This is a genomic window from Brachybacterium sp. SGAir0954 (assembly GCF_005490785.1).
In the GTDB taxonomy this organism is placed as follows: domain Bacteria; phylum Actinomycetota; class Actinomycetes; order Actinomycetales; family Dermabacteraceae; genus Brachybacterium; species Brachybacterium rhamnosum.
On record NZ_CP027295.1, the window covers coordinates 2,829,512 to 2,846,410 of the forward strand.

15 protein-coding genes are annotated in these 16,899 nt (G+C 73.1%); 8 read left to right on the forward strand and 7 right to left on the reverse strand.

The annotated features are described in order from the left end of the window. Positions 1-43: 43 nt before the first annotated feature. Both gcvH and gcvT read right to left on the reverse strand, forming a co-directional pair. On the reverse strand, positions 44-415 hold the full coding sequence (gene gcvH, locus C1N80_RS12720; protein WP_137771108.1) for a glycine cleavage system protein GcvH: 372 nt from the start codon (positions 413-415) through the stop codon (positions 44-46). 43 nt (positions 416-458) lie between these two features. Then, positions 459-1,592 (reverse strand): glycine cleavage system aminomethyltransferase GcvT, encoded by a 1,134-nt coding sequence (gcvT, locus tag C1N80_RS12725; RefSeq protein WP_137771109.1) that lies wholly within the window; start codon positions 1,590-1,592, stop codon positions 459-461. A 136-nt stretch (positions 1,593-1,728) separates the two neighbouring features. On the opposite strand from gcvT, the gene C1N80_RS12730 reads away from it, so the two are divergent. Next, on the forward strand, positions 1,729-2,307 hold the full coding sequence (locus C1N80_RS12730) for a GNAT family N-acetyltransferase (RefSeq protein WP_240811124.1): 579 nt from the start codon (positions 1,729-1,731) through the stop codon (positions 2,305-2,307). A gap of 30 nt (positions 2,308-2,337) precedes the next feature. Here C1N80_RS12730 and C1N80_RS12735 read toward each other — a convergent pair whose 3' ends face one another. Next, positions 2,338-3,627 carry an arginine deiminase family protein gene (locus C1N80_RS12735; protein ID WP_137771110.1) on the reverse strand — a complete coding sequence of 430 codons (1,290 nt, stop codon included), beginning with the start codon at positions 3,625-3,627 and terminating at the stop codon, positions 2,338-2,340. A 117-nt stretch (positions 3,628-3,744) separates the two neighbouring features. Here C1N80_RS12735 and C1N80_RS12740 point away from each other — a divergent pair, with 117 nt between their 5' ends. Continuing rightward, entirely contained in the window at positions 3,745-4,593 is an 849-nt protein-coding gene (locus C1N80_RS12740) for an aldo/keto reductase (protein WP_137771111.1), read from the forward strand. Continuing rightward, on the forward strand, positions 4,590-5,381 hold the full coding sequence (locus tag C1N80_RS12745) for a Sir2 family NAD-dependent protein deacetylase (protein ID WP_137771112.1): 792 nt from the start codon (positions 4,590-4,592) through the stop codon (positions 5,379-5,381). Before C1N80_RS12740 ends, C1N80_RS12745 begins: the two co-directional genes overlap by 4 nt. Positions 5,382-5,396: 15 nt before the next feature. Here the strand turns inward: C1N80_RS12745 and epsC are convergent, their stop codons facing one another. Next, on the reverse strand, positions 5,397-5,990 hold the full coding sequence (epsC, locus tag C1N80_RS12750) for a serine O-acetyltransferase EpsC (RefSeq protein ID WP_137771113.1): 594 nt from the start codon (positions 5,988-5,990) through the stop codon (positions 5,397-5,399). A gap of 3 nt (positions 5,991-5,993) precedes the next feature. Beyond that, positions 5,994-6,923 (reverse strand): cysteine synthase A, encoded by a 930-nt coding sequence (gene cysK, locus C1N80_RS12755; RefSeq protein WP_137771114.1) that lies wholly within the window; start codon positions 6,921-6,923, stop codon positions 5,994-5,996. 202 nt (positions 6,924-7,125) lie between these two features. On the opposite strand from cysK, the gene C1N80_RS12760 reads away from it, so the two are divergent. Beyond that, complete coding sequence (locus tag C1N80_RS12760; protein ID WP_137771115.1) at positions 7,126-8,676, forward strand: DUF5129 domain-containing protein; 1,551 nt, start codon at positions 7,126-7,128, stop codon at positions 8,674-8,676. Positions 8,677-8,756: 80 nt separating this feature from the next. On the opposite strand, the gene trpS is transcribed toward C1N80_RS12760, so the two are convergent. Both trpS and C1N80_RS12770 read right to left on the reverse strand, forming a co-directional pair. Beyond that, entirely contained in the window at positions 8,757-9,830 is a 1,074-nt protein-coding gene (gene trpS, locus C1N80_RS12765) for a tryptophan--tRNA ligase (protein ID WP_137771116.1), read from the reverse strand. After that, the gene (locus C1N80_RS12770) at positions 9,827-10,834 is read right to left on the reverse strand and encodes a LacI family DNA-binding transcriptional regulator (protein WP_137771117.1); all 1,008 of its coding nucleotides are present in this window, start codon (positions 10,832-10,834) and stop codon (positions 9,827-9,829) included. The genes trpS and C1N80_RS12770 overlap by 4 nt, the downstream gene beginning before the upstream one ends. 159 nt (positions 10,835-10,993) lie before the next feature. On the opposite strand from C1N80_RS12770, the gene C1N80_RS12775 reads away from it, so the two are divergent. The 4 genes from C1N80_RS12775 to C1N80_RS12790 all read left to right on the forward strand — a co-directional run bounded on the left by C1N80_RS12775 (position 10,994) and on the right by C1N80_RS12790 (position 16,861). Next, a complete protein-coding gene (locus C1N80_RS12775; protein WP_137771118.1) occupies positions 10,994-12,289 on the forward strand; it encodes an extracellular solute-binding protein in 1,296 nt (431 codons plus the stop codon). 97 nt (positions 12,290-12,386) lie between these two features. Beyond that, entirely contained in the window at positions 12,387-13,973 is a 1,587-nt protein-coding gene (locus C1N80_RS12780) for an ABC transporter permease subunit (RefSeq protein WP_137771119.1), read from the forward strand. Positions 13,974-13,985: 12 nt separating this feature from the next. Continuing rightward, positions 13,986-14,879, forward strand: coding sequence for a sugar ABC transporter permease (locus C1N80_RS12785; RefSeq protein ID WP_137771120.1), 894 nt, complete (start codon positions 13,986-13,988; stop codon positions 14,877-14,879). Positions 14,880-14,884: 5 nt separating this feature from the next. Further along, a complete protein-coding gene (locus C1N80_RS12790; RefSeq protein ID WP_240811125.1) occupies positions 14,885-16,861 on the forward strand; it encodes a glycoside hydrolase family 13 protein in 1,977 nt (658 codons plus the stop codon). Positions 16,862-16,899: the final 38 nt, after the last annotated feature.

A 16,899-nucleotide genomic window follows, 5' to 3' on the forward strand; every position in this document is an offset into this window, starting at 1 on the left:
TCCGACGGCCCCGCGGCGGGTGCCGCGGGGCCGTCGGCTCCGCTCAGGACTGGGTGAGCTCGCGGTACTCGTCCGCGGAGAGCAGATCCTCCGGGAGCTCCTCGAAGCTCGCCTTGAGGAGCCATCCCTTCTCGAAGGGCGAGGAGTTCACGAGCTCGGGCGCGTCGACGACCTCCTGGTTCTGCTCGAGGACGGTGCCGTCGATCGGCGAGAACAGGTCCGAGACGGACTTCGTCGACTCGATCTCGCCCATCTCGGTGCCGGCGGTGAGCTCGTCGCCCACGGCGGGCAGGTCGACGTAGACGACGTCGCCCAGCTGGCCGGCGGCGAAGTCGGTGACGCCGATGACGGCGTGGCCGTCGGCGTCGATGCGGACCCACTCGTGGTCCTTGCTGTAGCGGATCTCGTCGGACATGGGGTGGTCCTTCCTCGGGGTGCGGAGGTCGTGCCGGACGGCGTCAGGCGCGGGAGTAGAAGGGGAGCTCGACGACGGCGACCGGGAGGTCCTTGCCGCGCACGTCGATCACGAGCGGTGTGCCGACGGCGGCGAGGTCGGGCCGCACGAGCGCGAGCGCGATCGGGTGGCCGAGAGTCGGCGAGAGCGCCCCGGAGGTGACGCGGCCGATCGCCTCGCCCTCCGGGGTCCGCACGGCGGCCTCGGCGCGGCCGGCGCGGCGGCCCTCGCCGGCGAGGCCGACGAGCACGGGGAGGACGGAGGGATCCGCGGCCTCGTAGGCGGCGCGGCCCACGAAGTCCTCCTTGGAGCGCAGCGCCACGACGGGGCCGAGGTTCGCCTGACGGGGGTCGAGGTCGAGGGAGAGCTCGTGCCCGTACAGCGGCATGCCCGCCTCGAGGCGGAGGGTGTCGCGGCAGGCGAGGCCGCACGGCGTGAGGCGGTCCCCGCCGGCGGCGGTGAGCTGATCCCACAGCTGCTCGGCGAGCTCGTTCGGCACGTAGAGCTCGAAGCCGTCCTCGCCGGTGTACCCGGTGCGTGCGACCAGCAGCTCCTCGCCGCGGTAGGTGCCCGCCAGCGCCCGGTAGTAGCGCAGGGCCGCGAGGTCCTCCGCCGTGAACCCCTCCGTGCCGCCGTCGGCCCCGAGCAGCGCCGCCACGAGGATCTCCTCGCTCGCAGGTCCCTGCACGGCGATCAGCGCGGTCTCGAGGGAGGCGTCGCGCACCTCGGCGTCGAAGCCGGCGGCGCGCTCCTGCAGCGCGGCGAGGTCCGCCGCGGCGTTCGAGGCGTTGGGGACGGTGAGGAAGTGGTCCTCGGCGAGGCGGTAGGTGATGAGGTCGTCGATGACGCCGCCGTCCTCGGCGAGCAGCAGCGAGTACTTGGCCCGGCCCACGCTCATCGAGGAGAGCTTCCCGGCGAGCGCGTGGTCGAGCAGCTCCCCCGCCTGCGGGCCGCGCACGTGGATCTCCCCCATGTGCGAGAGGTCGAAGAGCCCCGCGGAGGTGCGCACGGCGGCGTGCTCGGCGAGGTCGGAGCCGTAGCGGACGGGCATCCTCCAACCGGCGAAGTCGGTGAACGTCGCACCGAGGCGCTCGTGCACCTGCTCGAGGGGGGTGCTGCGGAGGTCCGACGCGGACATGGGTCTCCTTCGAGGTGCTGGCCCTGACGCGCCCGGCACGGCCGGACGCAGGGTCACCCTACCGCCAGCCCGCGGTGGTCACGGCGAGTTCGGCGGAGCCCGCCGCCAGGCCCCCGCCGCCCGGTACGGTGGGGGCGTGACGACGACGGGCGCCTGGGAATGGCCGGTGCGGATGCAGAGCGACAGGCTCTCGATCCGTGAGGCCCGCGAAGCCGACCGTCCCGCCCACATCCGCCTCATGACGGACCCCGTGACGCGGGAGTACCTCGGCGGCAGCGTCGACTACGCCTCGCGCCAGGCGCTCGAGCTCTCCCCCCTCGGCCTCAGCTGGGGCCAGTGGGCGCTCGCGCTGCGCGAGGACGACGCGATGATCGGCTCGATCAGCCTGGACCGCGACCGCGGCGAGCTCTCGCTCAGCTACGCGCTGCTGCCCGAGCGCACCGGCCAGGGCTACGCCGCGGAGGCGTGCCTCGCCGTGCTCGCCTGGGCGCAGGAGCATCTCGAGGACCGGCACGTCATCGCCGTCACCCAGACCCGGAACAAGCGGAGCGTGGCGCTGCTGCGCCGGCTCGGCTTCACCGTGCGCCAGGGGCTCGAGGAGTTCGGGGCCCAGCAGCTGCTCATGGAGCGCTCCCTGCTCGAAACCCTGCCCACGCTCCCCGCCGCGCTGCAGACCTCCGCGGACCCGCCGCCGCCCACGCGCCGCCGGGCCTGAGCGGGCCCCGCACCGGCCCCTCCGCCCCCCTCAGCCGCGGGACACGGGGCAGCTCATGCACCGCGGGCCGCCCCGGCCGCGTCCGAGCTCGTCCCCGTCGAGCTCGAGCACCTCGATGCCGAGCGAGCGCAGGTGGTCGTTGGTCGCGCTCGCTCGGGCGTAGGCGACGACGCGGCCGGGGGCGACCGCGAGCACGTTGCAGCCGTCGTCCCACTGCTCCCGCGCCGCGGCCGTGGGATCGAGCGGGGGCGTGATCACCCGCAGCGCGTCGACCCCCATCCCGCGGGCGAGCACCGCGTCCATCTCGCCCGCCGGGTGCGCCCGGGTGACGAGTCCTCCGGGACCCTGCTCGATCTCGATGGTCTCCAGCGGGCCGAGCGGTCCGTAGCGCAGCATCGACTCGTGGTCCACGACGGTGGTGACGGTGTCCAGGTGCATCATCGAGCGCCGGTGCGGGAGGGCGATCGCGACGACCCGCTCGACGGTGCCCTCCCCGCGGGCGGCGTCCTCGAGCAGGGCCGCGGCGAGGTGCTCGACCCCCACCGCGCTCGTGCGCTCGGAGAGCCCCACCGCGACGGTCCGCGGCGAGAGCACCATGACGTCGCCGCCCTCGAGGGTCGCACGGCCGCCGCCGTGGCCCGGCGCGTGCACCCGTCGCAGTCCCGTCGATCCGGCCCCGGCGCCCTCGCCCGTGCCGGCGAAGCGCGGGTGGTGGCGGTACACCGCCTCGAGATGGAGGGACTCGCGCCGGCGCGCACCCCGGCGCATGGGGCTCAGCACCGCGGTGTCCCCGATCCAGGCCGAGGGGTCCCGGGTGAACAGGTGGTTCGGCAGCGGGTCGAGCACCATGTCGTCCTCGGCCGCGAGCTGCAGGGCGAGGGAGCGGGGGGTGACGCCCAGCGCCCGCAGCTCCCCCACCGTGATCCCGCCGAGGAGGATCGTGAGCAGTCGGTCGGGGTCGAGCGCGCGGAAGGCGGCGCGGAGATCGGCCGCGGCCATGTCGCCGAGCACCCACGGGTCCAGGGTGCCCTCCAGCAGCTCCTCGCGGGCCGCGGGATCGGCGAGCACGCCCCGGAGGAGGTCCGCGAGGCGCAGCACCTCCGCCCCCTCGCCCTCGAGCAGGGTGATGAAGTCCTCGTGCTGGGCGCGGGCGCGGTCGCCCCACAGGACCTCGTCGAAGAGGAAGCGCTCGCGGGTGTCCGGGGTGAGGCGGTCGATCTCCGGCCCCGGCGTGTGGACGATCACCGAGCGCAGGGGCGAGATCTCGTCGAGGACCCCGAGGACCGGACGGGCGGGACGGGCGGGCGGCGCGGCGGTCATGGCTCTCCTTCACCTCGCGGTGCGTGCACGCTACCAGCGGCCCTCCCCGGTGCACCCGGACCTCGCCGGGCGGACTAGCCTGGTGACGTCCGAGACCCGCTCCCCGGAGGAGAACCCATGTCCGAGACCACCGGCCTCAGCATCCCCACCACGACCCTCGCCGACGGCACCCCCTTCCCGCTGATCGGCCTCGGCACCGGCCAGCCCAAGGGGCCCGCGGGCGCCGAGGTCGTCGCGGCCGCGCTGCGCGAGGGCTACCGCCTCGTCGACACCGCCGCCCAGTACGGCAACGAGACGGCCGTGGGCGAGGGCGTGCGCCGCTCCGGCGTGGACCTCGACGAGGTGCTCGTCGCGACGAAGATCGCGGGCGGCGACCAGGGCCGCGCGGAGGCCCGCGTGGGCTTCCAGGAGTCCCTGCGCCGGCTGGGCCTGGACCGCGTGGCGCTGCTGCTCATCCACTGGCCGAACCCCTCGCGCGGTCTCGCCCTGGACACCTGGCGCACCCTCATCGACCTCAAGGAGGAGGGCCTCGCCCAGCACATCGGCGTCTCCAACTTCCGCCCCGAGCAGCTCCAGGAGCTCTTCGATGCGACGGGCGTGTGGCCCGAGGTCAACCAGATCCAGCTCTCCCCCGCCCTGCCCCGCCAGGAGTCGCTCGCCTTCCACGCCGAGCACGGGATCGTCACCGAGGCCTGGGGCCCGCTCGGCGGCCGCGAGGGCCTGGGCGAGCAGTTCGCGCTGCGCAAGGTCGCCGAGAAGCACGGTGTGAGCACCTCCCGCGTGATCCTGCGCTGGACGATCGACCAGGGCGTCGTCGTGATCCCCCGCTCCTCGAACCCGGAGCGCCGCCGGGAGAACGCGACCCTCGACGGCTTCACCCTCGACGACGCCGACCGCGCGCTGCTCGCCTCCCTCGACCTCGGCGAGGAGACCGCTTGGGACTCCCGCGAGCACGAGGAGTGGTGACCTCCCCCCGTCGCAGCGCGTTCGTCCCCGGCCCTGAGCACCACCGCATCGTGGTGCTCACCGGGGCGGGGCTGAGCGCCCGGACGGGGCTGGGCACGTTCCGGGGGCCGGGCGGCGTGTGGGACCTCGAGCCCGAGCTCGAGGCGGCCATGCACGCCGGCCGGCTCCCCGGCTCGATCCCGCAGCTGTGGAGCGTGTGGGGCCGCATGGCGGGGATCGCCGCGGCTCACGGCCCCACCCCCGGCCACCGCGCGCTCGCCCGGATGGGCGCGCACGTGATCACGCAGAACATCGACGGGCTGCACCAGGCGGCGGGGAGCGAGGACGTCGCGGAGCTGCACGGCAGCGCGCTGCGGGCCACCTGCCTGGACGCGCGCTGCGACTGGCGCGCCCCCACGACCCCCGGCCCGGGTGAGCGCGCGGAGGACCACGGCGTGCCCGCGGCGTGCCCGGTGTGCGGGGCGCCGACCCGGCCGGACGTGGTGCTCTTCGACGAGCAGCTGCCCGCGGCGGATCTCGACCTCGCCCTCGAGCTCGCCCGCTCGGCGGATCTCTTCGCCGTGGTGGGCACGAGCGGCGTCGTCTTCCCGGCGGCGCAGCTCGCGCCCCTCGCGAGGGAGGCGGGCGCGCTGACCGTGCTCGTCGACCTCGAACCGCCGTCCCAGGCGGGGCCGCGCACGGGCTTCGACCTCGTGATCGAGGGCGACGCCCATGAGGTGCTCCCCGCATGGGAGCGCGCCGTCAACGGCGTCGCCCAGCGGAGCTTCCTGGATCCCTTCGGCTCCTGACCCCGCGGCGCGGGCTCAGATGTAGATCGCGGGATCCATCTGCTCCTCGGGATGGGCGGCGCCGCGCCGCACCGTCGCCGGGACGCCCACGGCGGTGGCGCCGTCGGGCACGTCCTTGACGACGACGGCGTTGGCGCCGATCTGCGCGCCCGCACCGACCAGCACGGGGCCGATGATGCGGGCACCTGCGCCGATGACCGCGCCGTCCCCGACGGTGGGGTGGCGCTTGACCCGCTGCATGGAGCGGCCGCCCAGCGTGACCCCGTGGTAGAGCATGACGTCGTCGCCCACCTCGGCGGTCTCCCCCACCACCACGCCCATGCCGTGGTCGATGAAGAAGCGTCGGCCGATGGTCGCGCCGGGGTGGATCTCCACGCCGGTGATCGAGCGGGCGCCCTGGGCGAGCACCACGGCGGCGGTGCGCGAGGGGCGGTCGCCGCGCGCCCACAGGCGGTGCGCAACACGGTGCACCCAGATCGCGTGCAGCCCCGGCGAGCTCAGGAGCATCGTGAGGTCGTCGGTCGAGGCGGGGTCACGTCGACGCGCCGCCGCGAGGTCCTCGCGGACGCTCGCGACGGCGTCGAGGACGCGGTCGAGGGGACGGGGCACCCGTCAGTCCATGTACTCGGCGTACAGCGGGGTGGAGAGGTACCGCTCGCCGAACGACGGGACGATGACGACGATCGTCCTGCCGGCGAGCTCCTCGCGGGAGCCCACGCGCACGGCGGCCTCGATCGCGGCGCCGGAGGAGATGCCGACGAGCAGACCCTCGCTGCGGGCGACGGAGCGGGCGCGCTCCATGGCGGTCTCGGCGTCGATGTCGAGGACCTCGTCGTAGACCTCGGTGTCCAGGAGGGCGGGCACGAAGTTCGCTCCGATGCCCTGGATCTTGTGGGGGCCGGGCTGGCCGCCGTTGAGGATCGCGGACTCCTCGGGCTCGACGGCGAAGACCTTCACGCCGGGCTTGCGCTCCTTGAGCACCTGGCCCACGCCGGTGATGGTGCCGCCGGTGCCGATGCCGGCGACGATCGCGTCGACCTCGCCCTCGGTGTCGGACCAGATCTCCTCGGCGGTGGTGTCGCGGTGGATCTGGGCGTTCGCCTCGTTCTCGAACTGCTTGACCTGGACGGCACCGGTCTCCGCGGCGATCTCCTGGGCCTTCTCGACGGCGCCCTTCATGCCCTTGGGGGCCTCGGTGAGCACGAGCTCCGCACCGAAGGCGCGCAGCAGCGCGCGGCGCTCCTTGGACATCGACTCGGGCATCGTGAGGACGACCTTGTAGCCTCGCGAGCTGCCGATCATGGCGAGCGCGATGCCGGTGTTGCCGGAGGTCGCCTCGACGATGGTGCCGCCGGGCTGCAGCTGGCCGGACTTCTCCGCGGCGTCGATCATGGCCACGCCGATGCGGTCCTTGACGGAGTTGGCGGGGTTGTAGAACTCGAGCTTCGCGAGCACGGTCGCCTTGACGTCCTCGCCCAGATGGTTCAGGCGCACGAGCGGGGTGCGGCCGACGAGCTCGGAGACGTTCTCATAGATGGGCATGCGGTTTCTCTCCTGTCCTGGGGCGGCCGCCACGGCGGTCCGCGGAGTCCGTGCAAAGTTCTGCTTCTGGGGAGTATAGGTGGGACCACCTGGACATCGGGGAGCCACGTCCACCCTGCGTCATGCGGCGACGACCGGCGTCGGGCGGAGCTCCCGACGATCGTCGGCCCGTCGGCGGCGGGAGCCTGCCTACGGTGGGGTCATGAGCGCATCACCAGTCCCCGTCATCGCCGACGCCCTGCCGCCGGGCGCCGGAAGCCGCCCGCACGAGCGGAGCCACCGCCTGCTGATGCTCGCCCTCGCCCTGCTGGCCCTCCTCGCCCCGCTCGCGGCGGTCCCCGCCGCGCACGCGACGCCGCCCGCCGTCGAGGTCCTCGACGAGGCCGGGGTGCTCGGCGATCCGCAGGCGGTCGAGGACCGCATCTCCGCGGTCTCCTTCCGCGAGGAGGTGCAGCTCGAGGTGCTCATCCTCGACTCCGCGACCCAGGACGTGGACACCTCGGACGACCGCGTCCTCAACGACGCCGTCCTCGCCTACGCCCGCGCGGAGCACCCGGAGTGGATCGACGGGGACACCTGGGCGGACGGCGTCGTGATCGTCGCGCTCGACCCGGTCCAGCGCAAGCTCGGCACCTACGCCGGCGACGACGTCAAGCTCTCCGACAGCGGCTTCGAGGACGTCCAGGACGCGATGCGCGACGACGCCGCCGACGGCGCCTGGGGGGACGCGCTCGAGGCCGGGGCGCAGGAGTACGCGGACCTCCTGGGGCGTCCCTGGTGGCAGAGCCCCGGGGGGATCCTCGGCGCGGCCGTCGCCCTCGTGCTCGTCGCGATCGGCGCGATCTCCGCCCTCTGGCGCGGCGCGGGCGTGCGCCACCGCGTCGCCGAGGCCCGGGCCCAGCACGAGGACGTCCGCACCCGCCGACGGGAGACCGAGGACGCCGCGGCGCGGATCCCCCGCGACTCCTCCTACGGCGCCGCGGTCCTCGCGGACGTCGAGGACCATCGCCGCTCGGCCGACGAGGCGGAGCGCCTGGCCCAGCAGCTCCCGGACCGCCCGGGACCGCTCTGGGGCATCTCCCCCACCACCTCCCGCCTCGGGGAGGACTACGAAGAGGCGGTGGGCACCGCCGACGCCGCGGACGACACCATCATCAACGCGGCCCACCTGCTGGGCCGCTCGGGGGACCATCGCGCCGCCTGGCAGGAGGAGCGGCGACCGCTCGACGAGTCCCTCGCCGCGGTCGAGGAGACCATCCTCGACTCCGAGGTCGAGGAGAAGGGCCCGAGCGCGGCCGCGGACGCCCTGCGCGCGACCGCCCGCGAGGTCGCCCCGGAGCTCGAGCAGGTCTCGCGCGACTACCTCGAGGGCGCCCGGACCCCGGACGAGTGCCTCGAACGGCTCGACGAGCTGACCGCCCGACTCGCGACCGCGAGCTCCCGGCTGCGAGAGGAGGTCATCGGCGCCCGCGCGGAGGACCGCGACGAGATCGAGCTGATGCGGCAGGCCGAGCCGGAGAAGGGCTTCGTGAGCGAGTTCCCCAGCTCGGTGCGGGAACGCCGACAGGCCCGGCACCCGGGGGCCTACGCCACGGACTACTCGCTGAGCCCCGTGCTGTGGACGGGCGCCTGGTACGGCGGGGCGACGTCGGCCCTGGACACCCACCGCCACCCGCCGGCCTCCTCGAGCGGCAGCACGAGCGGCTACTCGGGCGGCGGCTTCTCCGGCGCGGGCAGCTCGAGCAGCTTCTGAGCCCACCCTCCCCGTCGACGCGAGGCGGCCCGGACCCCCGACGGGATCCGGGCCGCCTCGGCATCCGGCTGCTCAGCGGATCAGTAGACCATCCCCATGACCTCGCGCACGTGCGCGAGGGTCTCGTCGGCGACGGCGTTCGCGCGCTCGTTGCCCGCGCGGAGCACGGAGAAGAGGTAACCGGGATCCTTCTCGAGCTCGGCGCGACGGGCGCGCAGCGGGGCGAGGTGCTCGTTGATCAGCTCCGCGGTCATGATCTTGAGGGTGCCGGCGCCCTTGTCGCCGATCTCCTCCGCGATCTCCTCCGGCGTGCGGTCGGAGCAGAGGGACGAGAGCATGAGCAGGTTCGCGACCTCGAGGCGGTTCTCGGGGTCGTAGGTGATCAGCCGCTCCGAGTCCGTCTTCGCCTTCTTGATCTTCTTGAGCGTCTCCTCCGGGCTCATCCGCAGCATGACGGTGTTGCCGAGGGACTTGCTCATCTTCGCGGAGCCGTCGAGGCCCAGGATCGTGGGCGCCTCGGAGAGCAGCGCGTCGGGCTCGGGGAAGTACGCCTCACCGTCCGCGTAGCGCTCGTTGAAGCGCCGGGCGATGACGCGGGTCTGCTCGATGTGCGGCAGCTGGTCCTTGCCCACGGGGACGAGGTTGCCGTGGCAGAAGAGGATGTCCGCCGCCTGGTGCACGGGGTAGGTGAGCATGAGGCCGCCCATGGCCGTCTTGCCCGCCGCCTGCAGCTCCGCCTTCACGGTGGGGTTGCGCTCGAGCTCGGGCTGGGTGACCAGGGACAGGAACGGCAGCATGAGCTGGTTCAGGGCGGGCACCGCGGAGTGCGTGAAGATCGTGGAGCGCTCGGGGTCGATCCCGGCGGCGAGGTAATCGGTGAGCAGCTCGCGCACGGAGCCCTGGATGTCTCCGAGGATCTCGCGGTCGGTGATGACCTGGTAGTCCGCGACGATGACCCAGCTCTCCACCCCGGCGTCCTGCAGCCGCACCCGGTTGCGCAGCGAGCCGAAGTAGTGGCCGATGTGCAGGGCCCCGGTGGGGCGGTCGCCGGTGAGCATCCGGAGCCCCGAGGGGTCGGTGCGGATCTTCTCCCAGAGGGCGTCGCTGCGCTTCTGGGAGGTGGAGTAGCTGTCGGTGCGGTCTGTCTCGGTCACCGCCCCATGCTAGCGGCCGCGCCGGTCGAGCCGCGGGCCACGAGCTGGGGCCGGACCACGACCTCCGTGCGGGCGGGCCGGCGGGACTGCTCCCCGCCGCCGAGGGCCGCGCGCACGGCGGCGCGTGCGAGGGCCGGCACGGCCTGTCGCACGGTGGTCAGCGGCGGGTTCGTCAGCGCCGCCCAGAAGACGTCGTCGTAGCCGACGACGGAGACGTCCCCGGGCACGCTCAGCCCCATAGCGCGGACCGCCTCGAGGGCGCCCGCCGCCATGACGTCGGACCCGCAGACGATCGCAGTCGCGCCGCGGTCCACGAGGTCGCGCGCGGCCTCGTAGCCGCCCGCGTAGGAGAAGTCCGTGAAGGCGACGGGACGGTCCTCGGGCGGGGCGGCGGCCATGCCCTCGTCGAAGGCGCGGAGCTTCTCGCGCACCGGCCAGGTGTGCTCGTCGCCCATCGCCAGGCCGATCCGGCGGTGGCCGAGGTCCTGGAGGTGGCTGAGGGCGGAGCGCACGGCGTGCTCGTCGTCCGTGGAGAGGTAGGCGGCGTCGAGGTCGTCGCGCACGCCGTTGACGAGCACGAGCGGGGTGCCTGCGGCGATCACCTCGCGGTAGTGGTCCATGGGGCCGACCTCCTGGGCGTGGTGGCCGGAGACGACGATGATCGCCTCCGCCCCGCTCGAGAGGAAGCGCTGGAGGATCTCCCGCTCGCGGTCCACGGTCCGCGCGCGCATCCCGACCAGGAGCGAGGCGCCGCGCTCGAAGAGCTCCGCCTCGATCCGCTCCGCCCACGCGGTGAACACCTGGTTCTCGAGGTCCGGGACGAGCAGGCCCACGAGCGGCCCGCTGCGGACGGCGTCGAGGCCCACGTCGCGGCCGAGCCGCCGCGCGACGTCGATGACGACCCGCCGGGTCTCCTCGTTGACGCCGCTGCGGCCGTTGAGCACCCGCGAGACGGTCGCCTCGCTCACACCGGCCTCCTGGGCGATGTCGATGAGTCGTGCCATGCCGCCCATCCTCTCCGATCGTGGCTCCATCGCCGTGACCGATTCGTTGCCTGCAAGATCTTGCGTATTCTTGCACATCCTCCATCCGTGGATCTACAGTGCTCACATCATTCACCGGCCCAAGGGTGGTCCGGGATGACACGATTCGAAGGAGAAGACGTGCTGATCCGTCGCAAGAACTTCCTGGCCCTCAGCGGTGCCGCCACCGCCACTGCCCTGCTCGCCGCCTGCGGCGGTGGCTCCTCCGACGACGCGGGCACCACCGGTGGCGCCTCCGACGCCGGCGGGGCCTCGGGCGCCTCCGACGCGGGCGGCGCCGTCACCCGCGCCGACGCCGACCTCGTCATCTGGACCGACGAGGAGAAGGCCGTCTCCCTCGAGGAGCCGGCCAAGGCGTGGGGCGAGGCCAACGGCCTCACCGTCGCGGTGCAGACCGTCGCCGAGGACCTCCAGCCCAACTTCATCACCGCCAACCAGGCCGGCAACGGCCCGGACATGATCGTCGCGGCCCACGACTGGATCGGGAACTTGGTCCAGAACAGCTCCATCCAGCCCGTGCAGCTCCCGGCCGCCGCGACCGAGGCCATCGCCCCGATCGGCCTCGAGGCCGTGACCTACGACGGTCAGACCTACGGCGCCCCCTACGCGGTCGAGACCCTCGTGCTCTTCGCGAACAAGGCCCTCACCGACGTCCCCGAGCCGAAGACGGTCGAGGAGCTCGTCGAGGCCGCGAAGGCCGGCGGCGCCGAGAACGTCCTCGCGCTCCCGGTCGGCGAGCAGGGCGACGCCTACCACATGGAGCCCTTCTACACCTCGGCCGGCGGCTACCTCTTCGGCAAGGACGGCGAGGGCAACTTCGACCCGTCCGACGTCGGCGTCGGCAAGGAGGGCTCGATCACGGCCGCCGAGAAGATCGGCGAGCTCGGCAAGGACGGCGTGCTGAAGACCTCGATCTCTGGCGACAACGCGATCTCCCTGTTCACCGACGGGAAGGCCGCCTACCTGGTCTCGGGCCCGTGGGCGCTCGAGGACATCCGCACCGCGAAGATCGACTTCGCCATGAGCGCCGTCCCCGGCTTCGAGGGCATGGACCCCGCGGTGCCCTTCGCGGGCGTCAACGCCTTCTACGTCGCGACCAACGGCAAGAACCCCGCCTTCGCGCAGCAGTTCGCGACCGCGGTCGCCTCCTCCGCGGACATCGCCGAGCAGATGTTCCCGAAGAACGAGCTGCCCCCGATCAACCTCGAGCTGCAGGAGAAGCTCTCCGGCGACTACCCCGAGATCGTCAAGATCGCGGAGCTCGCCGGCAGCGCCGAGCCGATGCCCGCGATCCCCGAGATGGCCGCCATCTGGGGCCCGCTCGGCCAGGCCGACGCCAACATCGTCGGCGGCGCCGACCCGGAGTCGACCATGACCTCCGCGGGCGAGGAGATCACCAAGCAGATCGGCGGCTGACCGCCCCCAGGTGACCCCGAGCGGGGTGCGCCGCGATCGCGCCGCACCCCGCTCCCCCTCCGCCGGCCCTCCGCCGTGACCGAAAGGCAACGCCGCCATGTCCTCCGCCCAGGCGCCCGCGCACCGCGAGCGCACCACGACCATCCCCGCCGTGATCGCCCGCGTGGTGCTGCTCGGCGCCGTCCTCGCGGTGGTCGCCTTCACCGTCCCGATCGCCGTCGCCCAGAAGCAGTGGATGTGGCTCGTGGTCATGCTGCTCGCCGCGGTCGCGATCTTCGTCGTCTACTCGACCAAGCGCTTCATCCCGGGGAAGTACCTCCTGCCGGGCACGCTGTTCCTCGCCGTCTTCCTCATCACGCCGATCGTCCTCACGATCGGCTACTCGTTCACGAACTTCGGCGACGGCACCCGCGGCACGAAGGAGCAGGCGATCGAGCAGATCGTCGCGAACTCCGTGCAGCAGACGGACGACTCGACCTGGTACAACATGTCGGTCGCGGTCGAGCCGGGCGGCGACCCCGCGGCCGGTCCCTTCACGCTCCTGCTCGTGGACCCCGCGAGCGGCGAGGTGCTCGCGGGCGACGCCGAGACCTCCCTCGAGCCGGTCCCCGCCTCCGACGTCACCGTCACCTCGGGCTTCGTCACCGCCGCGAAGGACTACGAGGTGCTCGACGCCCGCCAGGTCAACACGGCCTACAAGGCGCTGCAGGAGCTCGCGGTCCCCGTCGACGACACCTCCGCGGTGCGCGTCCAGGGCGCGAACCAGGCCTTCGTCGGCACCACCGCCCTCTCCTACGACGAGGCGAGCGACACCATCACGAACGCGGCCACCGGCGAGACCTACACGGTCGGCAAGGTCGGCGACTCCGAGTACTTCGTGGGCGCGGACGGCAAGCGGGCGTTCAGCCAGTCCTGGCTGCAGGGCGTGGGCGGCGAGAACTACCTGCGCCTGTTCACCAACGGCGCGATCGCCAAGCAGTTCGGCGCCGCCTTCGTGTGGACCCTCGTCTTCGCGCTCGGCTCGGTGCTGCTGACCTTCGTGGTCGGCTTCGCCCTCGCGCTCGTGCTCAACGACGAGCGGATGAAGGGCCGGCGCCTGTACCGCTCCGTGCTGCTGCTGCCCTACGCCGTGCCCGGCTTCATCTCGCTGCTGGTCTGGTCGAGCTTCTACAACAAGGACTTCGGCCTCATCAACGAGACCCTGGGCCTCTCGCTGAACTGGATGGGCGACCCGACCCTCGCCAAGGCGGCCGTGCTGCTGACGAACCTCTGGATGGGCTTCCCGTACATGTTCATCGTCTCGACGGGTGCGCTGCAGGCGATCCCGAACGACGTCATGGAGGCCGCGCGGATGGACGGCGCGAACCGCCTCCAGACCACCGTCAAGGTCGTCACGCCGCTGCTGCTGGTCGCGGTCTCCCCGCTGCTCGTGGCGAGCTTCGCCTTCAACTTCAACAACTTCAACGCGATCCAGCTGCTCACCGAGGGCGGACCGTTCCTCCCCGGCGAGTACACGCGCGGCGGCACGGACATCCTCATCTCGATGATCTACCGCATCGCCTTCGGCGGCTCGGGGGCCGACTTCGGCTTCGCCTCCGCCGTCTCCGTCGCCCTGTTCGCCCTCACCGGCATCCTCGCGGCGATCCAGTTCCGGTTCACGAACGTCCTCGAAGACGTCAACTGAGAGGCGGCCACCATGAGCACTCCCCCCACCTCCGTCACCCAGCAGCGACGTCTCCCGTTCGGCCGCTGGTTCGCCGAGATCGGCTGGCGCCACGTCGTCGGCATCCTCGCCGTCCTCTTCGCGATCTTCCCGATCCTCTTCGTGGTCTCCGCCTCTCTCAACCCGCTCGGCACGGTCTCCTCGACCGGGATCATCCCGAAGTCCTTCAGCCTCGTGCACTACCGCGAGCTCATCTCCGGCGCGCGCGGGCCCTTCCTCACCTGGTACCTCAACACGATCATCGTGTGCGTCGTCGTCGCCGTGGTGCAGGTGTTCCTCTCGACCCTCGCCGCCTACGCGTTCAGCCGCTTCCGCTTCGCGGGCCGCCGGATCGGCCTGCTCTCGCTGCTGCTGATCATGATGTTCCCGTCGGTGCTCGCGATGATCGCCGTGTACACGATGATCTCGGGCCTCGGCCAGATCTTCCCGGGCCTCGGCCTGAACTCGCTGCCCGGCTACATCGTGGTCCTGCTCGGCGGGTCCCTGGGCCAGGTGTGGCTCATCAAGGGCTTCTTCGACACCGTGCCGAGGGAGCTCGACGAGGCCGCGATCATCGACGGCGCGAGCCACTGGCAGGTCTTCTCCCGGATCCTGCTGCCCACGCTCACGCCGATCCTCGCCACGACCGTGCTGCTCGCCCTCGTGGGCGTGCTCAGCGAGTTCCTGCTGGGCTCGATCTTCCTCACGGCGAACGACAAGAAGACCCTCGCGGTGGGCCTGTACGGCCTGCTCTCGGGTGACCGCTCGAACAACCTCGGCGTCTTCGCCGCGGGCTCCGTGATGATCATGATCCCGGTGATCGTGCTGTACCAGTTCCTCCAGCGCTACATCGTCGGCGGCTCGACCGCCGGCGCCGTGAAGGGCTGATCCCCGTGACCGATCTCCTCGTCGGCCCTCCCGGCCTCCCGCCCGTCGACGACTCCGGCGTGCCGCTCGCGGAGCAGCCGCACCACGACGGCGGCCCCCGCCACGTGCGGCACGAGGGCGCGCTGCGCCTCGGCGACCACGCCGTCCTGCGCGTGTGGGTGCCCGCCGCGTACCCGGTGCGCGCCGTCGCGCTGCGGGCCATGGTCGACGGGGAGATCCTCACCGCCACGCTCGAGGAGGAGCCCGCCTCCCCCGGCGAGCGCGGCCGCTGGTTCACGACGACCCTCGTCGCCGCGAACCCCGTGGTGGGCTACCGCTTCTGCGTGCTCGCCGATCCCGGCGCGGTCACCGCCTCCGGTGCCCCCGTGCCCGCCTACGCCTGGCTCACCGCCGCGGGCCTCGTCCCCTGGGACGTGGCCGACGCGACCGACTTCCGCCTCGTGGCCCACGACCCGGCGCCGGAGTGGGTCGACGACGCGGTCGTCTACCAGGTCTTCCCGGACCGCTTCTCCCGCAGCGCCCGCGTGCCCGTCGATGCCGAGGGCCGCCCCGCCCCCGCGGAGCTGCCCGACTGGGCGGTGCCCATGGCCTGGGACGAGGAGCCCGCCGTGCGCGGCGATCTCACGGGCCGCCAGTACTACGGCGGCGATCTCGACGGGGTCATCGACCGGCTCGACCACATCGCCTCCCTCGGCGCGGACACGCTCTACCTCACGCCCGTCTTCCCCGCCGGCTCCGTGCACCGCTACGACGCCTCGACCTTCGACCGCGTGGACCCGCTGCTGGGCGGCGACGAGGCCCTCGCCCGGCTCTCCGCGGCGCTGCACGAGCGCGGCATGCGCCTGCTGCTGGACCTCACCACGAACCACACGGGCGCGACCCACGAGTGGTTCCGCGCCGCCCAGGCGGACCCTGCCTCCGAGGAGGCCGGCTTCTACCTCTTCACCGATCACCCGGACGGCTACGTCAGCTGGCTCGACGTCGCCTCGCTGCCCAAGCTCGACCTGCGCTCCGACGCGCTCCGGGACCGCCTCACCCGCGGCCCCGGCTCGGTGGTGGGCCGCTACCTCGACTCGCCGATCGAGGCCGACGGTTGGCGCATCGACGTCGCCAACATGACCGGGCGCCACCGCGACGTGGACGTGACCCACGAGGTGGCGCGGGAGATCCGCGGCACCCTGCGGGAGGCGCAGGAGCGCACCGGCCGGGAGACCTGGCTGATCGCCGAGCACGGCCACGACGCGTCGGGGGACCTCGCCGGTGACGGCTGGCACGGCACCATGAACTACGCGGGCTTCACCCGCCCGCTCTGGGCCTGGCTCGCCGATCCCGGCTCGAGCCTGAACTGGCTCGGGCTGCCGATGACGCTCCCCTCCCTGCCGGGCACCGCCGTGCGCCGCACCCTTGCCGGCTACGGCGCCCACCTCCCCTGGCCCTCCCGCCTGCACTCCCAGAACCAGCTCTCCAGCCACGACACCCCGCGCACCCGCTCGGTGGTCGGGACGCGGGAGCGGCAGCTCGTCGCCGTCGCCGCCCTCGCGACCCTCCCCGGCGTGCCGACCCTCTTCGCCGGCGACGAGATCGGCGCCGAGGGCCTCACCGGGGAGCACTCCCGCACCCCGATGCCCTGGGACGCGATCGCCGCCGAGGACGTGACGGCCGTGGACACCGCAGTGCTCGCCGCGACCCGCGCGCTGCTGGGCCTGCGCCGCGAGGAGGTCGCGCTGCGCCGCGGCGGCCTTCGCTGGCTCCATGCCGGGGCCGACTCCCTCACCTTCGTGCGCACCCACCCGGACAGCGACGTGCTCGTGCACCTCGCGCGCGACGCCCATCCGCCGGTCCTGCTGGACCCGCAGGGACCCGGCCCGGCCGGGGCCCCCGCCGTGCGGGCGGTCGTCGGCGCGGTCACGGCCGAGGTCGACGGGCCCGTGCTCCGCCTCGCGGCCACGGGCCCCGGCGCGGTCGTGATCGCCCTGTCCTGAGCGGCGTCCTCGCCGCTCCCGCACCGAACACCCGCCCC

Excerpts from the sequence above, each read along its gene's own strand:
- gcvH (WP_137771108.1), bottom strand. The coding sequence starts at position 415 with ATGTCCGACGAGATCCGCTACAGCAAGGACCACGAGTGGGTCCGCATC.
- gcvT (WP_137771109.1), bottom strand. The coding sequence starts at position 1,592 with ATGTCCGCGTCGGACCTCCGCAGCACCCCCCTCGAGCAGGTGCACGAG.
- C1N80_RS12735 (WP_137771110.1), bottom strand. The coding sequence starts at position 3,627 with ATGACCGCCGCGCCGCCCGCCCGTCCCGCCCGTCCGGTCCTCGGGGTC.
- C1N80_RS12740 (WP_137771111.1), top strand. The coding sequence starts at position 3,745 with ATGTCCGAGACCACCGGCCTCAGCATCCCCACCACGACCCTCGCCGAC.
- cysK (WP_137771114.1), bottom strand. The coding sequence starts at position 6,923 with ATGCCCATCTATGAGAACGTCTCCGAGCTCGTCGGCCGCACCCCGCTC.
- C1N80_RS12760 (WP_137771115.1), top strand. The coding sequence starts at position 7,126 with ATGAGCGCATCACCAGTCCCCGTCATCGCCGACGCCCTGCCGCCGGGC.
- C1N80_RS12770 (WP_137771117.1), bottom strand. The coding sequence starts at position 10,834 with ATGGCACGACTCATCGACATCGCCCAGGAGGCCGGTGTGAGCGAGGCG.
- C1N80_RS12780 (WP_137771119.1), top strand. The coding sequence starts at position 12,387 with ATGTCCTCCGCCCAGGCGCCCGCGCACCGCGAGCGCACCACGACCATC.
- C1N80_RS12785 (WP_137771120.1), top strand. The coding sequence starts at position 13,986 with ATGAGCACTCCCCCCACCTCCGTCACCCAGCAGCGACGTCTCCCGTTC.